Source organism: Streptomyces sp. NPDC031418 (assembly GCF_055581605.1).
Genome location: NZ_JBVIJC010000023.1, coordinates 57322 through 77925 on the forward strand (window position 1 = coordinate 57322; position 20604 = coordinate 77925).

At 71.7% G+C, this 20604-nt stretch carries 20 protein-coding genes; 8 read left to right on the forward strand and 12 right to left on the reverse strand.

The features are described from left to right. Window positions 1-6 precede the first annotated feature (6 nt). Together ACZ5CZ_RS30040 and ACZ5CZ_RS30045 are read right to left on the reverse strand one after the other, a co-directional pair. Window positions 7-717 (reverse strand): response regulator, encoded by a 711-nt coding sequence (locus ACZ5CZ_RS30040; RefSeq protein ID WP_385847581.1) that lies wholly within the window; start codon window positions 715-717, stop codon window positions 7-9. Continuing rightward, entirely contained in the window at window positions 714-1937 is a 1224-nt protein-coding gene (locus ACZ5CZ_RS30045; protein ID WP_468947423.1) for a sensor histidine kinase, read from the reverse strand. Before ACZ5CZ_RS30045 ends, ACZ5CZ_RS30040 begins: the two co-directional genes overlap by 4 nt. Window positions 1938-2074: 137 nt before the next feature. Here ACZ5CZ_RS30045 and ACZ5CZ_RS30050 point away from each other — a divergent pair, with 137 nt between their 5' ends. Together ACZ5CZ_RS30050 and ACZ5CZ_RS30055 are read left to right on the forward strand one after the other, a co-directional pair. Continuing rightward, window positions 2075-3652 carry a nitrilase-related carbon-nitrogen hydrolase gene (locus ACZ5CZ_RS30050; protein WP_468947425.1) on the forward strand — a complete coding sequence of 526 codons (1578 nt, stop codon included), beginning with the start codon at window positions 2075-2077 and terminating at the stop codon, window positions 3650-3652. 146 nt (window positions 3653-3798) lie between these two features. Then, window positions 3799-3981, forward strand: coding sequence for a transposase (locus ACZ5CZ_RS30055; RefSeq protein ID WP_385847586.1), 183 nt, complete (start codon window positions 3799-3801; stop codon window positions 3979-3981). Window positions 3982-4283: 302 nt separating this feature from the next. Here ACZ5CZ_RS30055 and lspA read toward each other — a convergent pair whose 3' ends face one another. Beyond that, on the reverse strand, window positions 4284-4787 hold the full coding sequence (lspA, locus tag ACZ5CZ_RS30060) for a signal peptidase II (protein ID WP_468947427.1): 504 nt from the start codon (window positions 4785-4787) through the stop codon (window positions 4284-4286). A gap of 450 nt (window positions 4788-5237) precedes the next feature. Here lspA and ACZ5CZ_RS30065 point away from each other — a divergent pair, with 450 nt between their 5' ends. Beyond that, complete coding sequence (locus ACZ5CZ_RS30065) at window positions 5238-5588, forward strand: hypothetical protein (protein ID WP_468947428.1); 351 nt, start codon at window positions 5238-5240, stop codon at window positions 5586-5588. 232 nt (window positions 5589-5820) lie between these two features. On the opposite strand, the gene nudC is transcribed toward ACZ5CZ_RS30065, so the two are convergent. Genes nudC through ACZ5CZ_RS30105 form a run of 8 tightly spaced genes read right to left on the reverse strand, consistent with a single transcriptional unit; the run spans window position 5821 to window position 14242 of the window. Next, window positions 5821-6663 (reverse strand): NAD(+) diphosphatase, encoded by an 843-nt coding sequence (nudC, locus tag ACZ5CZ_RS30070; RefSeq protein ID WP_385847590.1) that lies wholly within the window; start codon window positions 6661-6663, stop codon window positions 5821-5823. Further along, window positions 6660-7949, reverse strand: coding sequence for a condensation domain-containing protein (locus ACZ5CZ_RS30075; protein ID WP_385847592.1), 1290 nt, complete (start codon window positions 7947-7949; stop codon window positions 6660-6662). The genes nudC and ACZ5CZ_RS30075 overlap by 4 nt, the downstream gene beginning before the upstream one ends. Beyond that, the gene (locus ACZ5CZ_RS30080; RefSeq protein ID WP_468947430.1) at window positions 7946-9427 is read right to left on the reverse strand and encodes an AMP-binding protein; all 1482 of its coding nucleotides are present in this window, start codon (window positions 9425-9427) and stop codon (window positions 7946-7948) included. Before ACZ5CZ_RS30080 ends, ACZ5CZ_RS30075 begins: the two co-directional genes overlap by 4 nt. A gap of 21 nt (window positions 9428-9448) precedes the next feature. Beyond that, window positions 9449-10675, reverse strand: coding sequence for an MFS transporter (locus ACZ5CZ_RS30085; RefSeq protein ID WP_385847595.1), 1227 nt, complete (start codon window positions 10673-10675; stop codon window positions 9449-9451). Further along, window positions 10666-11982, reverse strand: a complete 1317-nt coding sequence (locus tag ACZ5CZ_RS30090) for an ATP-grasp domain-containing protein (RefSeq protein WP_385847596.1) — start codon at window positions 11980-11982, stop codon at window positions 10666-10668. The genes ACZ5CZ_RS30085 and ACZ5CZ_RS30090 overlap by 10 nt, the downstream gene beginning before the upstream one ends. Before the next feature lie 12 nt (window positions 11983-11994). Then, the gene (locus ACZ5CZ_RS30095; protein WP_385847598.1) at window positions 11995-12225 is read right to left on the reverse strand and encodes a phosphopantetheine-binding protein; all 231 of its coding nucleotides are present in this window, start codon (window positions 12223-12225) and stop codon (window positions 11995-11997) included. Window positions 12226-12236: 11 nt separating this feature from the next. Then, complete coding sequence (locus ACZ5CZ_RS30100) at window positions 12237-13283, reverse strand: hypothetical protein (protein WP_385847599.1); 1047 nt, start codon at window positions 13281-13283, stop codon at window positions 12237-12239. Continuing rightward, on the reverse strand, window positions 13280-14242 hold the full coding sequence (locus tag ACZ5CZ_RS30105; RefSeq protein WP_385847600.1) for an LLM class flavin-dependent oxidoreductase: 963 nt from the start codon (window positions 14240-14242) through the stop codon (window positions 13280-13282). Before ACZ5CZ_RS30105 ends, ACZ5CZ_RS30100 begins: the two co-directional genes overlap by 4 nt. Before the next feature lie 166 nt (window positions 14243-14408). Here ACZ5CZ_RS30105 and ACZ5CZ_RS30110 point away from each other — a divergent pair, with 166 nt between their 5' ends. The 5 genes from ACZ5CZ_RS30110 to ACZ5CZ_RS30130 are packed head-to-tail and all read left to right on the forward strand — an operon-like array spanning window position 14409 to window position 19117. Next, a complete protein-coding gene (locus ACZ5CZ_RS30110; RefSeq protein WP_468947432.1) occupies window positions 14409-15395 on the forward strand; it encodes an aldose epimerase family protein in 987 nt (328 codons plus the stop codon). After that, the gene (locus ACZ5CZ_RS30115) at window positions 15392-16042 is read left to right on the forward strand and encodes a Type 1 glutamine amidotransferase-like domain-containing protein (protein WP_385847602.1); all 651 of its coding nucleotides are present in this window, start codon (window positions 15392-15394) and stop codon (window positions 16040-16042) included. The genes ACZ5CZ_RS30110 and ACZ5CZ_RS30115 overlap by 4 nt, the downstream gene beginning before the upstream one ends. Continuing rightward, the gene (locus ACZ5CZ_RS30120) at window positions 16039-16554 is read left to right on the forward strand and encodes a GNAT family N-acetyltransferase (RefSeq protein WP_468947434.1); all 516 of its coding nucleotides are present in this window, start codon (window positions 16039-16041) and stop codon (window positions 16552-16554) included. The genes ACZ5CZ_RS30115 and ACZ5CZ_RS30120 overlap by 4 nt, the downstream gene beginning before the upstream one ends. After that, window positions 16551-17771, forward strand: a complete 1221-nt coding sequence (locus ACZ5CZ_RS30125; protein ID WP_385847605.1) for a 4Fe-4S cluster-binding domain-containing protein — start codon at window positions 16551-16553, stop codon at window positions 17769-17771. Before ACZ5CZ_RS30120 ends, ACZ5CZ_RS30125 begins: the two co-directional genes overlap by 4 nt. Window positions 17772-17779: 8 nt before the next feature. Next, on the forward strand, window positions 17780-19117 hold the full coding sequence (locus ACZ5CZ_RS30130) for a nucleotide disphospho-sugar-binding domain-containing protein (protein WP_385847607.1): 1338 nt from the start codon (window positions 17780-17782) through the stop codon (window positions 19115-19117). A 99-nt stretch (window positions 19118-19216) separates the two neighbouring features. Here ACZ5CZ_RS30130 and ACZ5CZ_RS30135 read toward each other — a convergent pair whose 3' ends face one another. Then, window positions 19217-20557 carry an aldehyde dehydrogenase family protein gene (locus ACZ5CZ_RS30135; protein ID WP_385847608.1) on the reverse strand — a complete coding sequence of 447 codons (1341 nt, stop codon included), beginning with the start codon at window positions 20555-20557 and terminating at the stop codon, window positions 19217-19219. Between the last annotated feature and the right edge of the window lie 47 nt (window positions 20558-20604).

The following is a 20604-nucleotide window of genomic DNA, read 5'->3' on the forward strand; positions in this document are numbered from 1 at the left end:
GCTACGTCAGGTTCCGGGTGGCATCCGGATGATTCCGGCCAGACCTTTCTGATGGGCGAGGACGGCGGCCTGGACCCGGTTCTCCAGGCCGAGGCGGGTGAGGATGCGGTTGACGCGGCTCTTCACGTTCCCCTCGCTGAGGTCGAGGGCCCAGGCTATCTGGGCGTTGGACAGGCCCTGGGCGACCAGCACGAGGACCTGGAGTTCGCGCTCGGTCAGCAGATCCGTGAGTTCGCCCTCGTGCAGGACGGGAGCCGGGGTGTTGGGCAGCAGGGCGGCCGGCAGGGCGGTGACCGTGTCGATCAGGCGGCGTGTCACGCTCTGGGCAAGTACAGCCTCCCCTATGGAAGTTGAGCGGATGGCCTGGGCAAGCTGATCGGGCGGGCTGTTCTTCAGCAGGAAGCCGGCGGCCCCGGCCCGCAGCGCGGCATGCACGTATTCGTCCAGGTCGAATGTGGTCAGCACGAGGACGCGCGGCGCCGGACCCGGCCCGGGCCAGCGAGTGGTGATGCGCAGCGTGGCCTCCACGCCGGTCGTGCCGGGCATGCGGACGTCCATCAGCACGACGTCGGGCCGGAGCTCGAGGGCGCGGGCGACGGCCTGCTCTCCGTCGGCCGCCTCGCCGACGACCGACAGGCCCTCGCGGCGGTCGATGATCAGGCGGAGCCCGGTCCGCACCATCTCCTGGTCGTCGACGAGCAGCACTCTGACGGTCATGCGTCCGCCTCCGCCGGTTGGGGTGCTTTCGCGAGGAGAACCGCGTGCAGCCGCCAGCCGCCGTCCTCGCGCGGCCCGGCCTCCAGCACCCCGTCGAAGGTGGCGACGCGTTCCCGCATGCCGATGAGCCCGCGCCCGGTCCCCCGCACGGGTGAGTGCCCCGGTGGCGCCGGATCGTTCGCGACCTCGATCGTGAGGCGGGAGTCGTCACCGCCGACGGTGACCCGCACGCCGACGGGACCGGCGTGCCTGATGACGTTTGTGAGCGCCTCCTGGACGATCCGGTAGGCCGAGATCCGTATGCCCGCGCAGAGCGCGGTCTGCGCCCGGACCTCCGAGGCGTACGTGACTCGGCAGCCCGCCGCCGTCGCCGCCTCGATGAGTGGTTCGAGATGGTCGAGGGACGGTTCGGGCGTGAGCTCCCGTTCGTGGAACGACAGCAGCCCGAGGACGCGCCGCATCTCGATGAGTGCGGTGTCGGCTGCCCGCGCGATGAGACCGGCGCAGTGCACGGCCTCCGCGGGGACGGACTCGGGTGTCATGACGTCCTCGGCGGCTCGCGCCTGAACGGCGATGGCGCTCACGTGGTGGGCCACCACATCGTGCAGGTCCCGGGCGATGCGGGCGCGCTCGGTGACCACGGCCTGCCGGGCGTTGAGTTCCTGCTCGGCCTTGAGGCGTCGATTGAGTTCACGCAGACGTTCCGCGTCGGCGCCGATCCTGCGCCTGCCGCACCCCAGAAGCCAGGCGAGGCCGAAGAAGAAGACGAACGTCGTGGTGCTGATCGGCTCCAGGGATCCCAGGCGCGGGACTTCCCAGTGCCCGGTGAGCTCATCGGCGGCGGTGGTGGACGCCAGGCACAGCAGCGTTCCCAGCAGGCTCGCCGGGACCGGCGCGTAGCGGGCCGCGGCATACACGCCGATCATGAGCAGGAACGGGCCGGGTATGCGGCCCTGAATCGGACTGAGCACCTGGAAGGCCACGTACAGGCAGGTCATCGCCGCCAGGACGGCGTGCGGACGCGTCCGCCTCCACAGCAGCGGAACGGTCTGGGCTCCCCACAGGGCCACTCCCCAGCTGGCCGGTTCCGGTGCGCGGTCCAGCACGGTGGCCACGTCGAACAACGTCAGACCGCCGCCCAGTGCGACGTCCGTCAGACGTGGCCGGTCGGCTATCCATCGCCGCGCGGCTCGTGGCGCGGCTTTCCTGTTGATGACCATCTCGGTCCGTCAGGCTAGACGAACGGGGGCGCCCGGCGGATCGTCCCTCGGTCGCGCACCGATAGTTGCGTGGGCGTGCGGGAGATCGCCGTGGAGACGGACGTGCCACGTGGAGGCACCCGCCTAGCGTTTTCGCCATGACGAACCTCCCGTCGGTGAACCCCCTCGCCGTCTCGACCGCACCGCCCCTCCAGGGCGAGATTCCCATGGCCAACTCCTTTAAAAATAAAGGGTGTTCTAAGGCGCTCCTCCGGTACGGGCTACTGGTGCTCGGTATGGGCACGATGCTGTTCGCGGTGGGCGGCCGGTGGGACATAGCGGCCGCGGCCTGGATCTTCCCCATGCTCCTGCTGCGCTTCGCCCGCCTGAGCCGAGTGTGGTCAGGAACGCTGTGGATCTGGCTGGCACACATCGCTGCCGCCGTCTTCTGGATCCAGGAGTCGGAGCTCGGCTTCACCCCCGTCGCCGTCGTGGGTGCGATCGCACTCGCCGCGCTGCAGACACTGCCGTTCCTGGCTGACAGGCTGCTGGCCGGTCGGCTGCGCCCGGCGGTGGCGGCCCTCGCCTTCCCCGCGGCCTTCGCCGCCACCGAGTTCCTGATCACCATGGTGACCCCGCTCGGCACGGCGTACGGCTGCCTGGCCGTCACGCAGTACGGCGACCTCCCGCTCCTGCAGGTCGTCTCGGTCACCGGGCCCTGGGGGATCGGGTTCCTGATCGGCTTCTTCGCGAGTACCGCCAACCGAATCTGGGAGCGGCCCGCGTGGCGCAGTGGCGTGGTCTACGGGACGGTGCTGCTGACCGTCGTGCTCGCCGGCGGAGCCCGGCTCGCCTTCGGTTCGTCGGTGGGTACGACCGTGCGGATCGCCGGGGTGAGCCCCAGCCGGACCGTCACCGACGCCCTCGAGGCCGCGCTCGGGCGAATCGACGGCGGGCCGGCCGACATCGCCGTCGCCCCCGCCTCGCAGGTGGAGCCCGCCATGACCGCCGTCGAGAACGACCTGCTGGAAGCCACCCGGCGCGAAGCCGCCGCCGGAGCGAAGATCGTGATCTGGCCGGAGGAGGCCGTCAGGACCCAGGAGTCCCACGCACCCGCCGCCATCGCGGCCGCACAGGAACAGGCCCGCCGGTCCCGGATCTATCTGGAGATCGGCGTCCGCGTCTACAGCACGATCGCCCCCGCCTACGGCCGCGACGAGGCGCTGCTCATCGACCCCCACGGCAAGGTGCTGTGGACCTACCAGAAGGCGCACCCCATCCCCGGCTCGGAGAAGTTCACGCCGGGCGACGGCAGTGTGCCCGTCGCCGACACCCCGTACGGCCGCATCGCCAATGTCATCTGCTACGACGCCGACTTCCCCGCCATGATGCGGACGCGGACCGACATCATGCTCGTGCCCTCCGCCGACTGGAAGGAGTACGGCGGCGCGCACACCGCCAAGGCGAGTCTGCGAGCCATTGAGGGCGGCTATGCACTGGTACGGCAGGACGCGCGGGGAGTCTCGACCGCCTACGACAACAAGGGCCATGTCCTGGCCACCACCGACTACTTCACGACGGACCAGCAGACGATGGTGGCCTACGTGCCCACGCACGGCACCACCACGATTTACGACCGGATCGGCGACACGTTCGCCTGGCTCTGCCTGACCGGCCTCGCCGCGCTCACGACCATCGCGGTGACGCGACCCTGGCGTCGTACGACTGACGGCTGAGGAGCGGGGCAGGTGGCGAGAGCCCCGAACTCGCCCCTGGGCGGGCCCGATTGCCTGGGGCCCCAGCCGCGTGAGCCATCGGAGGCGAACGCGGGCTGGCCCCCGGAGGAGGTGACCGCGTTCCTGGACTGCGGCGACGCGCTGGAGTGGGTGCACCGTCCGAATGTCTACTTCGCCGGGACCAGGACGCCGTCATCGCTGGCCTGTCCCGCCCCTGGAACTCCGGCCAGGTCGAGGGTCAGAACACGAGAGTCAAACGGATCAAAAGGGACGGGTACGGCCGGGCCAACTTCGACCACCTCCGCACCCGTATCCTGCACAGATCATGACCCGCCCGATCACAAGATCAGCGACACGGCCCCTTCATCCGTACGCGGTGGTGCACGTTCACTTGTACGCCGACAGGCCGGACGATCAGGTAGGGGTTCGTTGATGCCGGCCAGCGGTGGTGACGGTAGGCGAGCCACTCGCTGGCGAGTCGGTGGGTGAATTCCTCCAGCTAGAGGGTGTGCCGCAGCATCCCTCGGCGGACTTCGAGAATGCCGCGGGATGGGCATGCAGCCGGGGCCCTTACCGAAGGGGGCACCGGGCCTGCGCTACGCGGCAGTCGAGCTCTCGGGTTGGGAGCATCTCATCGCGGAGCGAGAGTGCTCCGGTTCTGCCGGTCGTGCGGGGGCGAGCCGTCCAGGGAAGTGCCCAGGAACGACAGGAGGACCACCAGGGCACCGCCGCAGACAATGGCCGAGTCGGCGAGGTTGAACACCGCGAAGTGTTCGACGGAGATGAAGTCGACGACGTGGCCGCGGAAGACGCCGGGCGCCCGGAAGATCCGGTCGGTCAGGTTGCCGAGCGCACCCCCGAGCAACAGGCCCAGAGCGACAGCCCACGGAAAGCTGTGAAGCCTGCGTGCGACGCGCGCGATGACCAGGACGACCGCGGCCGAGATCGCCGTGAACACGGCAGTGAAAGCCTGGCCCGAGCTGAAAGCCGCACCCGCGTTACGGAACACCTGAAGCGTCAGCACGCGGCCTGCTATGGCAACGGGCTCCCGACCTTCCCACCGCGAGACGGCCACAACCTTGCTGCCGAGGTCCACGGCATAGGTGAGAGCGGCCGCCACCAGCAGAGCGGTCACAGAACCCTGAGCCCGTGCACCCTTCTCAACGCCAGGCGTTGCTGTCTCGGGCTGGGATTGTGAGGCATTGTCGGTAGAGATGATCTGCTCCCTGGATGCCGAGCCGCCCTGGACAAGCCCACATTACTGAACGGGCGGCGGCGAGTGCTGTCGACGCATCGTCATGCAGGGGCAGCCGGTCATCGCCCCCGGCGATACCCAGGCTGGCTGCCGGCCCGGGCAGAACGTGCAGGCTCGCCTCCTCACACGCCTGCGGGGCAGTCAGGGCCACGATCAACATCGGCAGGTCACGCGCGAGGCACTCGGCGATCACATTGCGCGGTCGCCAGCTGGTGACCGCGCACGTGTGCTCCCGATACACGGCGCAATTCCCCAGGGTGTCGTCCTTGAGATCGGGCACCGGCCGCGCGACGTGGGAACCCGGAGGGATGGCTGATCGTCCTACTGGGCATGCCTCGCGTTCTCATTCTTGGAATCGACCCACATGCCGTGCCCGGTCTGGACGGAGACGCCCTTCGAGCGGCCCTCGACCAGGAACTGGCCCGATTCGGCGAACACGCCATCGATGCGTCCATGACGCTGATCGAGCTGGATGAGTCGGCCGAGCAGGCGATCGTCGCAGCACTGTCCGAGCACGACTGGGACGTCGTCGTCATCGGGGGTGGGATCCGCAAGCCGGAACCGCTTCTGCCGCTCTTTGAGCAGGTCGTGAATCTGGTCCGGCGTCATGCGCCGAAGGCTGCGATCGCGTTCAACACGAGCGGCGGAGACAGCGTCGAATCAGCCAAGCGGTGGCTGTGAGACCGAAGTTGTGGATGAGCCGTTTGTAGTCCCGCGCATGCCGACGGGCATGCATGACGGGGGTGTGCATATGCGCGAATGACACCTCGCCCGGGCTGGCAGCCCCGGCAGACCGCCCACGTCGTCTACGAAGTCGAGCAGCCCACCGACCGACGCCCAGCGTGCCGCCGTATAAGGAGGACGGATCGCCGGAAAGTTCACCCCTGGCTCTCCGACGGCCCCCCTCCAGACCTCACGCCCCGGGCACCGGACCGCGCTCCGCGGTGCGCCCGGCGAGCGCGTCGTATCCAGGGCCGTACCAGCGCTTGACCAGCTTCACCGCGAGGGAGCCCGGGGGCGGCGGGATCAGGGTGCCCTCGCGAATCGCGGTCGCCAGTTCCTCGCGGGTGAACCATCGGGCGGCGACGATCTCCTCTCCGTCGACGGTGATCCGCGGCGAGGTGGCGCGCAGGGCGAAGGCGAGCATCAGGCTGCCGGGGAAGGGCCACGGCTGGCTGGCGACGTAGGTGGCGTCCGTCGTACGCACCCCCACCTCCTCCAGCAGCTCCCGGGCCGCCGCCTCCTCGGCGGTCTCGCCGGGCTCGACGAATCCGGCCGGGGGCGACATCCGGCCCGGCGGCGCCACGGCCCGGCGTGCAAGGAGCAGGCGGTCCCGGTCGTCGGTGACCGACATCATCACGGCCGGGTCGGTGCGCGGGTGGTGCTCGGTCGCGCAGGACGCGCACCAGCGGGAGCGGCCGTCGGTGCTGAGGCCGGCAGGGGTGCCGCACCGCGGGCAGTACGCGGAGGCGCGTACCCACTGGTGGAATCCGACGGCGCGGAGCGCGAGGCGGGCCTGCGCCGGGGGCAGTTCGTCCAGAACGTCGATCAGGCGGGCGCGGCGGGTGCCGGGGAGGACGTCGGCGCACGGCACGGCGAGGTAGGGCCTGCCCTGGGCGTCCGTTCCCCTCACCTGGCCCTCGGCCGGGGGCGGCGGCACCAGGTCGGCCAGCTCGGGGCCGCGGGCGCCGTCCTGGAGCAGGATCGTGTCGCCGTCGACCGCGATCACCCGCGCACCGTCGGTCCGTCGGGTCATCGGATGCCTGCCCGGTCGGGGAGGGCGAGCAGCCGTTCCGTCAGGGACTCCACGACCTTGCGGCCGACCGGCTCCTCGACGAGATCCTCCCGCCAGCGGCCGGCCACCACCCAGTGGCCCGCGATGTTCTGTTCGAGCTCCACGATCAGGCCGAAGCCCGCCCGGGGCGCGCTGACGCGCAGGGGCCGGTACGTCACCCCGGGGGCGAACACGCCCCCGGGCTCCGGGGCCTGGAGAGCCACCATCACGTCGAAGAGGCCCGCGTCGGCGGCCTGGATGCCCAGGTCGCGTGCGATGAGGTCGAAGGGGAGGCGGGCCCGCCGCAGCGCCTGGAGCACCAGCCGGTTCACCTCGGTCAGGCGCGCGGCGGAGTCCGTCGTCCTCAGGCCGCGCAGCGGCAGGACGAGGGGGTTGACGAAGCAGCCGAGGATCGGGGCGTGTGCCTTCTCGAATCGGCCGGACGAGACGGTTGCGAGGTTCACGGCGTCCACTCCGAAGACGTCACCGACGGTGGCGGACGCCTCATGGAGCAGGGCCGACAGGACGATGGACCGGGCGGCCCGGACCCCGTCCCGGATGCGGTCCGTCGTGGCCGTGTCCAGCGCGATCTCGTACTCGCCCCGCGTGCCTTGGTCGGTCTCGGGGGGCGCCAGCAGGGCCGGGGCGGGGTCCTCGAGCACCCGCCGCCAGAACGGGAGGTCGTTCTCCGCCCAGACCGGGATCCGGTGGGACTCCCAGCGGGCGTACTCCACGTATCCGGGAACGGCGTCCCACACGGGTGCCCGGCCGTCCGCCCGGGCTTCGTAGGCGGTGCCGAGGTCCGCCGCGAGGAGCAGTTCGGACTGTCCGTCGAAGGCGATGTGGTGGACGTTCAGGCAGAGCAGCCAGGAGTCCGGGGCAAGTGCGGCCAGGCGGGCGCGGACGGGCGGGCGCAGCTCCAGGTCGAAGGGGCTGTCCCACCAGTCGGCGCACACGCGCGCCGCGACGTCAGCCGGGGAAAGGGCGGGGTCGGTCACCGTGACGTGTTCCAGGGCGATCCCGGCGGCCTCGGCCGTCATGACCCGCTGGACGGGCTCGGCGGCCACGTCCCACAGATAGACGGTGCGCAGCACCTCGTGACGGCGCAGCACGTCCTCAAAGGCGGCGCTCAGCGCGTCCGCGTCGACGGGGCCCGTGAGGTGATAGGCGAGGACGACGTTGTTGTCGTCCTGGCCCGGTGCCATCTCCTCGTCCCACAGGAACCTCTGCTGGGCGTGGGACAGGCGGACGTCCCCCGGCCCGGTCACGCGCGCTCCAGGAGGGCGCGGTCGAGCTTGCCGTTCTGCGTCAGCGGCAGTTCGTCCACCTGCCGCCAGACGGCGGGCACCATGTAGTCGGGCAGCAGCGTGGCCACGTGCGCGCGCAGGTCGGCGCCGGTCACGCCGTCCGCCGTATCGGTGGTGTACGTGGCGACGAGCTGGGAGTCGACGAGGACGACCGCGGCCTCGCGGACCCCGGGCCGGGCGCGCACGGCCGCCTCCACCTCGTCGAGTTCGACCCGGTGGCCGCGGAGTTTGACCTGCCGGTCGATGCGGCCCCAGTGCACCAGCAGGCCGTCCTGGCGTCGGACGCGGTCACCGGTGCGGTACCAGTCGTCGGGCGCGGGACGCCCCTCGACGGGGGCGTGGGGGGCCTGGCCACGCAGGAACCGGCCCCTGTCGTCCGCGGGATCGACGTAGCCGGCGAACCGCTGCGGACCCCGGACGCACAGCTCGCCATCGGCGGCGGGGAATCCCCCGGGGCCGAGGACGATCTCCTCCAGGTGAGGGTAGACGGTGCCGATGGGGACGGTGCCGTTGCCGGTGTCGGGCCAGAGCGCGGGGTCGTCCGGCAGCCGGTAGCTGACGCAGACGCCGGCCAGTTCGGTGGGACCGTAGTTGTTCTCCACCACGGAGCCGGGAGCGGCCGCGCGCCATGCCGAGGCCGCGTCATAGGTGAGCTGTTCGCCGCCGAACATGCTCCACCGCAGGTCGGGGAGGGCTCCGGGCCCGAGCGTGCGCATCCGGCAGGCGAGACCGATCACCGAGGGGACCGTGTCCAGGTGGGTGATGGCGTGTTCGGCCAGGAAGCGGACCGGGGAGCGCCAGGAGCGTCCGGTGGCGGCGACGAGGGTGGCTCCCGACGCCCACGCGGCGAGGATCTCGAAGACCGACGCGTCGAACGTGAGGTCGGCCGCCTGGGCCATCCGGCAGCCGGGGCCGAGCTCGTAGCGGTCGATGACGTGGGTGAGGTAGGCGGCGAGCGCCCGGTGGTCGACGGGGACTCCCTTGGGGCGTCCGGTGGAGCCGGAGGTGTGCAGCACATACGCCTCCTGGTCGGGCGCTGCCGCGCCGTCCGCCGGGGCGAGAGCGGGTCCCTCCAGATGATCGGCCGCGGTGAGCAGACGTACGCCCCCATACGTCGCCGGGTCCGTGACGCCGTCCACGAGGACGTTCGCGGGGGCAGCGCGGTCCAGGACCTCCCGGACCCGTTTCTCCGGCCATCGGGGACCGATCGGCAGCACGGCGCCACCGGCCCGGAGAATGCCCAGGTACGCGGCGTAGGTGGGGAACTCCCGGCGGAAGACGAGCCCGACGCGGCCGGGGCGCGGGCCCAGGCGTGCGGCGACACCGCCCGCGGCTCGCCACAGTTCGGCGTAGGTGTACTCCCGCTCGGCCACGCGCAGGGCGATCCGGTCCGGACCGCGTCCGGCCTGTTCCTCGATCGCGGACACGACGTCATGCATGGGTTTCTCCGGGGTGTGGGGTCAGTGCGCCATGGCGTCGGCCGGGGTGCGCAGGGACCGCACCCCCGGGTAGGCGAGGCTCACGAGGCGGGAGGCGAGGACCATCACGGCCAGGCAGCCGAGGACGACGGCCAGGCCGCCGCCTGCGAAGGCGGCGCCGAGGGCGAAGCCGACGGGGCGCAGGGCGACCGAGCTGAGCCAGTCGTAGGACGAGACCTTCGACATGGAGTCCTCGGGCACCTCGTGCTGCATGGTCGTCAACCACAGGGAGTCGGCGGCGGTCATCCCCGCGCCGGCCAGGACCACGCCCACGATCTGGACCGGGAGCGGGGCGCCCCAGGCGATCAGAAGCAGCATGGGGACGAGAAGGAGTTCGGCGAGCCGTGCGACGAGCATGGGCCGCTGGGGCTGGTAGCGGAGCAGGAACAGGTCGCCGAGGACGTCGCCGATACCGAGGGCGGCAATGAGCAGGGACCACTGCCAGACGCCGCTTCCGTTCTTTGCGGCGAGCACTGGTCCGACGACCATGAAGACGGCCACGGCCACGTGCGTACACATGAACCCGACGATGCTGGTCCAGATCCAGGGGGTGGTGCGGACCAGCCGGAAACCGGCCGCGAGTTCACGCAGGGTGCCGTCCTTCTCGCGCGGGGTCTCCCGGCGGGGCAGCTTGATCAGGGCCGCGCAGGAGGCGCTGACCAGGAAGGACAGACCATCGCCGATCAGCGCCCAGCCTGCGCCGGCGGCCGCGATCAGCGCTCCCGCGAGCAGCGGTCCGAGCACCCCGGAGATGCTGCGGGAGAAGGAGAGGAGGGTGTTGGCGCGTTGCAGCTGGTCCTTGGGGACGGTGAAGCGGGTGAGGCCGGAGGAGGCTGGCAGGTGGAAGGCCTGCGCGGCGCCGAAGCACACCTGGAGGAGGAGCAGTCCGGGCACGTTGACACGGTCCGTCAGGAGCATGACGCCGACACCGATCTGGGCGCCGGCGCGGACGCAGTCCATCGTCGCCATGACCAGGTGCCGAGGCAGGCGGTCGGCCCAGACTCCGCCGAAGAGGATGCACACGACGAGGGCGACGGTGGAGGCGCTGAGGGCGAGGCCGGCGGTGGCGCCGGAGCCGGTCACCTCCAGCAGGCCGACGGTGATCGCGACCTGGCTGAGGGTGTTGCCGATGACGGACACGGTGAAACCCGCGTACTGGTAGGTGAACCGACGGTGCCTGAACGGTTCGAGGGACTGTCTCAGACGCATGTCGGTTGCTCCGTGGTGCTGTCCGGGCCAGGGTCCGGGTCGGCCGGGGCGGCGAACCCCGCGGTGAGGGTGTCGAGGACGCAGGAGACGGCGCGGTCGAGGCCGGCGCGGTCGTCGGCGCGTACGGTGAGGTTGGCCATGCGGTAGTGCGTGGCCGCCTTCTCGTCGCCGTCGCGGGCGAGTTCGTCCACGGCCTGAACGCCGGGGAGCTCGCGCAGGTCGCGGGGGCGCAGGCCGGTGCGGACCTTACCGGTGCGGTGCCGGAAGGTGGGGAAGAGTCCGGCGGCCGTCCCGTCGGGCGACCCGTGGTCGGCCGGTTCCACGCCGAGTGCGGCGGCCAGCGCCGTACGGACCGGGTCGGGGGCGCCCACGAGCCGGAACAGGCGGGCGGTGTGTCCGGCGAGGCGTCCGTTGACCTCCATGACCTCCAGGCCGGAGGGTGTGAGGAGGAGTTCGGTGTGCGTGACGCGGTCGCGTACCCCGAGCGCGTCCAGGGCCCGGCCGGTGAGCTCGCGGGCGTGGTCCAGCAGGGGGGCGGGGAGCACCGAGGGCAGGATGTCGCCCTGGACGTTCACGGCGTCCGTGCCTTCCGGCCCCTCCCGGCGGCCGACGGCGACGGGGAGCTTGTCGAGGATCCCGAGGTGGGTCCGGCGGGTGGCGACGCTGACGGTCTCGACGGAGATCAGGCTGCCGAGCCAGGGAGTTCCGGCGGGATGCGGGGCCGCCGGGATCCTGGTCTCCAGGAGCATGCCGTCCCATACCCGGCGTGCGGAGGCGTGGGCGGCGACGTCGTCGGGGCCGTCCAGGAAGGCGATCCCCCGGCCGCCGGCGGCCCGCCGGGGCTTGAGGACGCAGGCGCCGCCCAGCAGCGCGTAGGCCCGGTGGAGGTCGTCGGCCGAGTCGACGGGCTCGGCGCGTACGGCGCACAGCCCGGCCGCGTGGAGCACCCGCCGCTGCACCAGCTTGTCCCAGGGGGCCGCGACTGCCGGTGCGGGCGTTTGGCGGACGGCACGGTCCAGCGCGTCGGCCCGTTCGAGTTCGTCGTCGTGGAAGGTGGTGACGCCGGCCAGGCCGAGACCGGTCACCAGGGCGGCGTTCGCCTCCGGGTCGTCGGTCGCCGGCAGGATGTGGCACTCCAGGATGCGGGAGGCCAGGGCCACCAGGTCCGGGTGTCCGGCGGCGACCCGTGCGTCGAGCAGGAGCACCGGGACGCACAGGTCACGGGCGGCGCGGAGCACCTCGCGGAGGTTGGCCGCGCCGTCCGGTGCGTGGCAGATCCCGAGCCGGGGCAGTGCGGGAGCAGACATGGTTCCGCGGACTCACTTCACCGCGGCGCGGGCCACGGAGATCAGGGTGTCCAGGCGGCCGTCGAGGAAGAAGTCCTCCAGGGCGACCTCCGCCCCGAGCCGGGTCTCGACGCGCTCGACCAGGGTGACGGCCAGCAGCGAGTTGCCACCCACCTCGAAGAAGTCGTCGCCCGGGGCGGGCGAGGTGACGTCGAGCACCTCGCACCACTCGGCCCGCACGATGTCGTCAACCGTCATGTCCATGGTCCGTCTCCTCATCGGTCGGGCCCAATGGCCCAGGTCGGCGCGAGGGTCGCCCCGCGCCGTGTCTTGGGGGTGGCCGCGTCGAGGCCGAGGTCGATCGTGGTGATCTTGCGGGCCTGCGCGAAGGCGATCGGTGCCTGGAAGAGGCTCTCGACGTACGCCTCGTGGCGGTGCGGATGCGCGGCGGCGAGGCCTGTCTCGTAGATCTCCAGTCCGGTACCGCGTGCGCAGCCGAAGGTGACGGCCACGGGGCCGGTGCTGTCGGACACGACGAAGGCGATGCGCTCGCCGGCGGGGTCGGCGGCCCAGCGGTCGAGCCGGGCGCGTACGAGCCGGGGGTGCTCCTCGATGCCGTAGCGCCGTTTGACGGCGACGACGAGGTCCGCGGCCGCGGCCGTCAGCGCCTCGGCCGGCCGGACCTCGGAGCGGAGCCCGGCCTCGAGCACCTGGCGACGGTCCTTGAGGACGGTGCGGCGGCCGTTCTGGCCGAGGCCGGCGAGGTAGGAAGCGTCGGACCCGTCGGCGGGCAGGCGGAGCACGCAGGACACGCCCATCTCGGCCGCCCGCCGGCCGGGGCCGAGGAAGTCGGCCACCTCGGCGTCCCGCACGTGCAGGGACAGCGGGACGAGGCCGTCGCCGCGGGCCTGGTCCCAGGCCCGGTCCACCAGACCGCGGCGAACGGTGCGCCGCTCCTCGTCGGTCAGGTCCGCTGCCACGGCGGCGCCGGCGACCAGGTCGACGCAGCCGCCGACGAACAGCAGGTCCCCGGGGTTCACGGGCAGGAAGGCGGCCGTCTCCGGCCCGGCGTCGTGCAGGACGGCAGGGGTCTGGCCGGGGGTGCCGCGCAGCAGGGGCAGGAGGCCGACGGGGCGCCCCGCCGCGGAGGCGACGACCACGCGGCAGGCCCCCGGGCGCAGGTACGGGCGGCCGAGCCGGGGCGGCAGCAGCGCGACGGACACCGCGTCCCAGGCGGTGTGCACCGGCCCGGCCCCGGGGTCCGCGTCGATCTCCGCCAGGAGATCCGCCAGCTCCACGACCTGGAAGTCCGTTCCGGTCACGATGTCGGACCGTCGAGCTCGGCGGCCGTCTGCCGGAGCGCGGGCGCCACCTGCTCGGCGAAGATCCGCATCGTCTCCCAGTCCACCGGCGGCCGCAGCCCGAGGAGGAAGTCGCTCACGCCCAGGCGGACATAGGGCAGGAGCGCTTCGACGCACCGCTCGGCCGTTCCGAAGGTCAGGTACTCGCCGATGTCGGGCGAGCCGGCCGGCAGCAGGGCCATGCGCTCCCGCTTCCGCTCCTCGGCTCGGGCCTCGTCCGCGCCGAGGACGACCCGGAAGGTCATCGACAGCCGAATCTCGTCGGGGTTCCGGCCGATCTCCTTGCAGTACCCCTGGAGGACGGTCTGCTTGCGGCGGTAGGTGTCGATGTCGGTGACGAGCGTGTTCCACACGTCGGCATGGCGTGCGACGGTCCGCAGGGTGCGCTTCTCGCCCCCGCCGCCGATCACCAAGGGCAAGCGTTTCTGCACGGGCTTGGGTTCCAGGCACGCGCCGGTGAGGTGATAGTGCCTGCCCGTGTGGTCGACGCGCTGGTGGGTCCACAGGCCGCGCATGATCTCGCACGCCTCGTCGAGCATGTCCAGGCGGTCGCCGGTCCCCGGGAATGGCAGGCCGTACTGCTCGTACGCCAGGTCCGCGCCTCCCGCGCCGACGCCGAACTCCAGGCGTCCGCCGGATACGTGGTCGAGCGTGGCGGCGATGGAGGCGGCCAGCGCGGGATGGCGCCAGGTGACCGCGGACACCAGCATGCCGCAGCGGATCCGCCGGGTACGCGCGGCGAGGGCCGCCAGCAGGGTCGGACCGTCGAAGCAAGGACCGTCCGGGCCACCGAGCGGGGGACGCTGGTGGTCGAAGAGCGACACCCAGTCGTAGCCCAGTTCCTCGGCCCGGGTCCACAGTTCCAGGCAGTCGTCGAATTTCTCGTACTGCTGTCCGGAGTGGACCCCGAATCTGATCACTTGTTCCCCCTGGCGGCCCACAGCGTGTGCTGGCGGCAACTGTACGAGACCGATCATGATATTGAAAGACCCTTGCCTTGGCCCGAGTTGAGTGATCCAATCAGCCGTCGCCGCCATTAATCCAGGCCAGGGGGAGCATTTGAGGATCCTGCGCGAGCGAGTCGGAATGACCACCGGACACGCGATGCAAGGACCCGCCGAGGTCGATGCCTACACGCTGGATTCAGGCAACGGCCTGGCCATCACGGTGTGGACGTACGGAGCCACTCTGGTCGAGGTCAACGTGCCCGACCGGCAAGGCCGTTCGGAGAACGTCGTCGTACGGCTGCCCGATCTGCGGTCCTACGAGGACCCGGCCCTGAACGCCTACGTGGGCGCGACCGTCGGACGCTACTGCCGCTGCGTGACCGGCGGACGCATCGAACTCGACGGACACGTCTACGACTTGGACCGGAACGACGACGGGCACCACCTCCACGGCGGTTCACTGGGCTTCGACAAGCACGTCTGGCGGGCCGAGCCGCGGGTGCTCCCGGACCGCCTCGTGCTCTCCCTGCGCCTCGACAGCCCGGACGGCGACCAGGGCTATCCCGGGGCGCTCGCCGCCGAGGTGCGCTACGAGATCGACGCCGAGTCCCGGCTGACCTTCGACTTCCGGGCGACCACCACGGCCCCCACGATCGTCGGGTTCACCAACCACGCGTTCTGGAACCTCGGCGGCCAGGGGCGGACCGTGGACGACCACGAGCTCACCCTGAACTCCACACGGTACGTGGCTTTCGACGAGCGCCTGATGCCGCTGGCCGGCCCGCCGCGACCGGTCGCGGGCACCCCGCTCGACCACACACGCGGCCGCCGGCTGGACGCCTCCCGCCTCGACAACTTCTTCGTCCTCGACGACCCCGCCTGGGCCGCCGAGGTCGTGCACCGGCCGTCCGGCCGGGCCATGCGCGTCCGTACCGACCAGAGCGGCGTCGGCGTCTACTCGGGCGATCACTTCCACCGTCCGCGGGCGGGCCTGTGCCTGGAGACGGGTGCCTGGCCGGACGCCCCGAATCGTCCCGACTTCCCCTCGGCGCGCCTGGATCCGGGCCAGACTTACCGTCACCGGACCATCCACGAGTTCCACACGATCGGAGACGTGCCCGCATGAAGCTCTACTTGTCCTCCTTCCGGATCGGCAACAGGCCCGAGGAGCTGCTGCGTCTGCTGGGCGACGGCGGCCGTCGCACCGCCCTGATCCTCAACGCCGACGACTACAAGGACGAAGAGGCCCGGGCCGCGTCCCTCCAGCGCGAGCTGGACGAGCTCTCCGGCATCGGCCTCGACCCGTTCGAGGTCGACCTCCGCGACTACTTCGGGCGCGCCGAGGAACTGGAGAAGGTGCTCTCCACGGCCGACTGCGTCTACGTCCGGGGCGGCAGCGTGTTCGTCCTGCGGCGCGCCTTCCAGGCGAGCGGCGCCGACCACGTCCTGAAGCGGCTGATCGAGGAGGAGGCCGTCGTCTACGCCGGCTACAGCGCGGGCCCCTGCCTGCTCGGGCCGGACCTGCACGGCATCCGCGGCGATGTGGACGACCCAGAGCTCGTGCCAGCCGGTTACGAGGGCACGACGATGGACTGGGAGTGCCTCGGCCTGCTGCCCTTCGCCATCGCCCCCCACTACCGCTCGGACCACCCCGAGTCCGAGGAGATCGACCGGCTGGTCGAGTACTACATCGAGCATCACGTGCCCTTCGTCGCCCTGAAGGACGGACAGGCCATCGTCGTGGACGGGGACACCCGCACCGTCGTCGGATGACCGCCGACTGGGAAGACGCCACCGACGCCGTCGAGGTGCACACCCTCCTGGAGGCGTGCGACGCCCACCAGGCGGAGGCCACGGGCACCCCCCGGCCGGTGCGGCGCATGGAGACCACCGCGGCCCTCATGGCGGGGGGACGGGTCCGGCTGCTGCGTGAGGACGGCCGGGCCGTCGGCATGTTCACCCTCAGCACCAGGCCGCGCGCCGTGGAGCCCCCGGGGCAGCCACACGCCGACCGCCCCGCCTATCTGAGCCGACTCGCCGTCGCTCCCGACCACCTCGTCGCCGGCTCCCTGGTCGGCGTCCGCTGCCTACGGGAGGCCATCCGCCTCGCCACGTCGCTTGGGGCCGACGCGCTCCGGGCAGAGGCCAACCCGGACCTTCGGGACACCCGTGCCCTGCTCGCATCGCTCGGCTTCGAGCAGTGCGGCCCGGTGCACTCCGACGACACGGGTCGTCGCTTCGTACACCTCCACAAAACCCTTGCCGTGAGGAAGGCCGCGCCATGATCGAGTACACGCCCCCGCCCGTGATCCGGAGCCTGCTGGCCGATCCTCGACCCGTCGTCCTCTTCGGCGCGGGAGACATCGGCGTCCTGGCCCACCACGTCCTGACCCGCCTGGGAGTGACCGTCACCTGTTTCGCGGACGGGCGGAAGTCCAAGCAGGGCACCGTCCTGCGGGGCCTCCCCGTGCGGTCCGTCGCGGACATCGCCGAACTGGCCGAGGACGGCATCGTGTTCCTCTGCGGAAACTATCTGAAGACGATGACCGACCGCGTGCGCGGCGCCGGCTTCACCCGCATCCAGGACTGCGTCGACCTCCTCGACGGGTTCGACTTCTCCGGCTCCGAGGCGGACACCGGTATGAGCCCGGTGCTGATGGAGCGCAAGGCCGCACTGCACAAGCACGAGACCCGCAAGGACCGCGAGCACGCCGAGGACACCCTGATCCTCAAGTACCTCGACGTGGTGGTCACCGAGGCCTGCTCGATGAAGTGCCAGGACTGCTCGAACCTGATGCAGTACTACACCAAGCCGCGCCACAGCGACCTTGAGCTGCTGGCGAGCGCCGTCGACCGGATCATGGAAAGCGTGGACGGCATCTACGAGTTCCGCGTCCTGGGCGGCGAACCCTTCGTCAACCCCCGGGTTCACCGGGTGATCGAGCAACTCGTCGCCTACGAGGTGGTCGAGAAGGTCGTCGTCTACACCAACGGCACGATCGTGCCGCGCGGCGCCAACCTCGACTGCCTGCGCGACGAGAAGGTCGTCGTCGAGATCACGAACTACGGCGAGCACTCCAAGAAGCTCGACGCGCTTCAGGAGACCCTCACCGCCGAGGGGATCACGCACTTCTCGAAGATCCCCGTATGGACGGACTCGGGCCGGATCCGCTACGTCCCGCGCAGCGCCGAGGTCCTGGACGACATGTTCCGCAACTGCTGCGTGAACGACATCGTCACCCTCCTCAACGGCAAGCTGTACCGCTGTCCCTTCTCCGCCAACGCCCACAACCTCAAGGCCGTCCCCGACGCGCCGGAGGAGGTGATCGACCTGACCGGCGACCTGTCCGGCACGGAGCTGCGCAAGCAGATCCGCGCGCTGTACGCCCGTGACACCCACCTGACGGCCTGCGGCTCCTGCGCCGGCCGCGACTACCGGACGCCCCGGATCGAGGCGGCGATCCAGACCCGTCGCCCGCTGCCGCTGACCGTCGTCGGCTGAGGCGGACCATGCGGATAGCGGTACTCCCGATCGACGCGATCGGGCACGTCAACCCCCTGCTCGCGATCGTGGAGGAGCTGGTCCTCCGGCCGGACGTGACCGAAGTCCGCGGCTTCGGTCCGGACTCCCTCGCGGACGCCTTCGCGTCCGTGGGGGCCGGTTACACGCCTGTCCCCTCGGTGCCCCTGCCGCCGACACCCGATGGCCTCGGGGACCTTCCCTTCAAGAGCTTCGTCCACCCGCTGACCGTGAGCGACGCGTATCAAGGGGCCGTGGCCGCCTTCCGGCCGGACGTCATCCTCTACGACGTGTTCGGCATCCACGGCATGCTCGCGGCACGGATCCACGGTGTCCCGTCCGTCTCCCTGGTGACCTTCCCCGGTTACGGGGCCCTCGGCGAGGACTTCGCCGTGCAGCACGGACGCCCGCACCCGGAACTGGTACGGGCGAACGGGGAGTACCGGGCGCGGTACGGCGTGGACCCGCTGGGCGAGGGCCTGCTGCCGGTGCTGTTCCCGTCCCGGGACCTCTCCGTAGTCACCGCCGCGCGGGAGCTCTCCCGCGAGCCGGGACCGGACACCCCGCGCCTGGCGGAGGTGCTGGAGCCGTATCGGGGCACCTGCGTGCACGTCGGCGCCTCCGTGGGAACAGGCCGCTACATGCCCGGCACCGCGCTCACGGGGCCGGTGCGAAACGACGCGCGGGTCCGGCACGACTCCTCCGGCTTCCCCTTCGGGAGGCTCGACGAGGCGCGGCGGGCCGGCCGGTCCGTGGTGCTGTTCTCCCTGGGCACGGTCCTGACGGACTTCCGCTTCCGCAGCCCCGTCGGCGGCGCGGCCACCGGCCGTGAGTTCCTGATGGCGATGCTGGACCGGCTGACCACGGCGCTGGGCGATCGGAAGGATCTCCTGGTCGTCACGGCCGTCGGCTCGCTGCTGGCCGCCGAGGACGAGCCCGACTGGCCGGCGAACTTCCTGGTCCGGGACTTCGTCCCGCAGCGCGAGCTGCTCGAGCGGTACGCCGACGCCTTCATCACGCACCACGGGATGAACTCGACCACCGAGAGCATCCTCTCGGGCGTCCCGATGGTGTCCGTCCCGGGTGCCGGGGACCAGTTCGCCAACGCGGCCACAGCGGTCGAGGGCGGTGCCGCGGTGGCCCTCTGGGACATACGGGACCCCTACGGCACGGTCACGGCGGAGCTGCTGCGCGAGGCCGTGGACCGGGTCCTGACCGACGACGCGCACCGGGCCGCTTGCGCGCGGTTGCGGGACGCGATGCTCGCCGAGGGCGGGGCGCCCCGAGCGGCCGAGCTCGCTGCCGGCCTGCTCGCCCCGGCCCGCTGAGCCCGCAGGGAACATCGCGCAGGAGACACCGCGAGGGGGGCCACCGAATCATCTCCGGTGGCCCCCCTCAGCATGGGGCGGCCCAGCGGGCGGAGCCGCTCACCCCACACGCACGGTCACACACTTGGGCCGCTGGTACTCGGTGAGGGCGAGCACGCTCAAGTCGGTGCCGTGACCCGACGACTTGCGTCCGCCGTGCGGGAGTTCGGGGGTCTGGTCGAGGTGGCAGTTGACCCAAGCCTCTCCCGCGTCCAGCTCGCCCGCCAGCGTCAGGGCGGAGGACACGTCCGACGACCACACGCTGGCGGCCAGCGCCTGGCGCACGCCGTTGGCGAGCTCCACCGCGTGCGCGACGTCCCGGGCCCGCTGCACGGTCAGCACCGGCGCGAAGACCTCCTCCACCACGGCCGGGTCGTCCTCGGCAAGGTCCGCGAGGACCACGGACGGCCGCCAGTAGCCGCCCTCGCACCCCGGCCCCGGCTCGATCCGGCCGGTGTGCCGGACGCCCGCACGGCTCGAGGCCAGGATGCGGTCGTACCGGGCGGCCTGATCGGGGTTGTTGAGCGGGCCGAAGTCGACCCCGGCGACCTTGCGGCCCATCTCCCGGGCCAGGCCCTCCACCACGGCGTCGTGGTTCTCGGGGAGCGTGATCACCCGTGCGGGGGCGGCGCAGCTCTGGCCGGCGTTGAACACCGAGGCGGCGGCCAGCGAGGCACAGGTGTGCGCGGGGGCGTCGGGCAGCACCAAGGCGGCGCAGTTGCCGCCGAGTTCGAGGCTGAACGGCCGCAGTCCGGCGCGGTAGGCGACGTCCAGGCCGCCGACGGTGCTTCCGGTGAACGCGATGGCGTCGACGCCGGACTCCACGAGCAGGACGCCGGTCTCGCGGTCCCCGGGGACGACGCGGACGACGTCGTCACCGAGGAGTCCGGCGGCGTCCTCGCCGAGGAGGAGCGCGGTGTCCGGCGTGGTCTCGGCCGGCTTGAGGACGACGGTGTTCCCGGCGGCCAGGGCCGGGCCGAGTCGCCACATTGCCATCATCAGCGGGTAGTTCCAGGGGACGACGACGGCGACGACGCCGAGCGGTTCCCAGCGCACCCAGCTCTCGCGGTCGGCCATGCGCCGGCCGGCCGCCGGGGAGACCTCGGTGCGGGCGGCGCCCGCGTAGAAGCGGAGGACGTCGGCACAGCCCGCCACCTCGCCCCGCGCCTCCTCCCAGGGCTTCCCGGTGCCGGCCCGCAGAGTGGCGGCGTACTCCTCCGCGCGGTCCTCGATGCGGTCGGCCAGTCGCAGCATGCGCCGGGAACGCTGCCCCGGGGGGAGCGCGGCCCAGCCGCGCTGTGCCGCCGCCGCGGCTTCGACCGCGGCCGTGATCTCTTTCTCGCGCGCGGCCTGGTAGGCCGGGCGGGGCTGGCCTGTCTGGGGGTCGTGAGGAGTCAGCATGGTCATGGTCGTGCCTCGGGATCCAAAGTCGGGGTCGGGAAAACGGA

What these genes read in the sequence shown, in the direction of transcription:
- ACZ5CZ_RS30040 (WP_385847581.1), bottom strand. Translation starts at nt 717, where the DNA reads ATGACCGTCAGAGTGCTGCTCGTCGACGACCAGGAGATGGTGCGGACC.
- ACZ5CZ_RS30045 (WP_468947423.1), bottom strand. Translation starts at nt 1,937, where the DNA reads ATGGTCATCAACAGGAAAGCCGCGCCACGAGCCGCGCGGCGATGGATA.
- ACZ5CZ_RS30050 (WP_468947425.1), top strand. Translation starts at nt 2,075, where the DNA reads ATGACGAACCTCCCGTCGGTGAACCCCCTCGCCGTCTCGACCGCACCG.
- ACZ5CZ_RS30065 (WP_468947428.1), top strand. Translation starts at nt 5,238, where the DNA reads ATGCCTCGCGTTCTCATTCTTGGAATCGACCCACATGCCGTGCCCGGT.
- nudC (WP_385847590.1), bottom strand. Translation starts at nt 6,663, where the DNA reads ATGACCCGACGGACCGACGGTGCGCGGGTGATCGCGGTCGACGGCGAC.
- ACZ5CZ_RS30080 (WP_468947430.1), bottom strand. Translation starts at nt 9,427, where the DNA reads ATGCATGACGTCGTGTCCGCGATCGAGGAACAGGCCGGACGCGGTCCG.
- ACZ5CZ_RS30085 (WP_385847595.1), bottom strand. Translation starts at nt 10,675, where the DNA reads ATGCGTCTGAGACAGTCCCTCGAACCGTTCAGGCACCGTCGGTTCACC.
- ACZ5CZ_RS30090 (WP_385847596.1), bottom strand. Translation starts at nt 11,982, where the DNA reads ATGTCTGCTCCCGCACTGCCCCGGCTCGGGATCTGCCACGCACCGGAC.
- ACZ5CZ_RS30095 (WP_385847598.1), bottom strand. Translation starts at nt 12,225, where the DNA reads ATGGACATGACGGTTGACGACATCGTGCGGGCCGAGTGGTGCGAGGTG.
- ACZ5CZ_RS30110 (WP_468947432.1), top strand. Translation starts at nt 14,409, where the DNA reads ATGACCACCGGACACGCGATGCAAGGACCCGCCGAGGTCGATGCCTAC.
- ACZ5CZ_RS30115 (WP_385847602.1), top strand. Translation starts at nt 15,392, where the DNA reads ATGAAGCTCTACTTGTCCTCCTTCCGGATCGGCAACAGGCCCGAGGAG.
- ACZ5CZ_RS30120 (WP_468947434.1), top strand. Translation starts at nt 16,039, where the DNA reads ATGACCGCCGACTGGGAAGACGCCACCGACGCCGTCGAGGTGCACACC.
- ACZ5CZ_RS30125 (WP_385847605.1), top strand. Translation starts at nt 16,551, where the DNA reads ATGATCGAGTACACGCCCCCGCCCGTGATCCGGAGCCTGCTGGCCGAT.
- ACZ5CZ_RS30130 (WP_385847607.1), top strand. Translation starts at nt 17,780, where the DNA reads ATGCGGATAGCGGTACTCCCGATCGACGCGATCGGGCACGTCAACCCC.
- ACZ5CZ_RS30135 (WP_385847608.1), bottom strand. Translation starts at nt 20,557, where the DNA reads ATGCTGACTCCTCACGACCCCCAGACAGGCCAGCCCCGCCCGGCCTAC.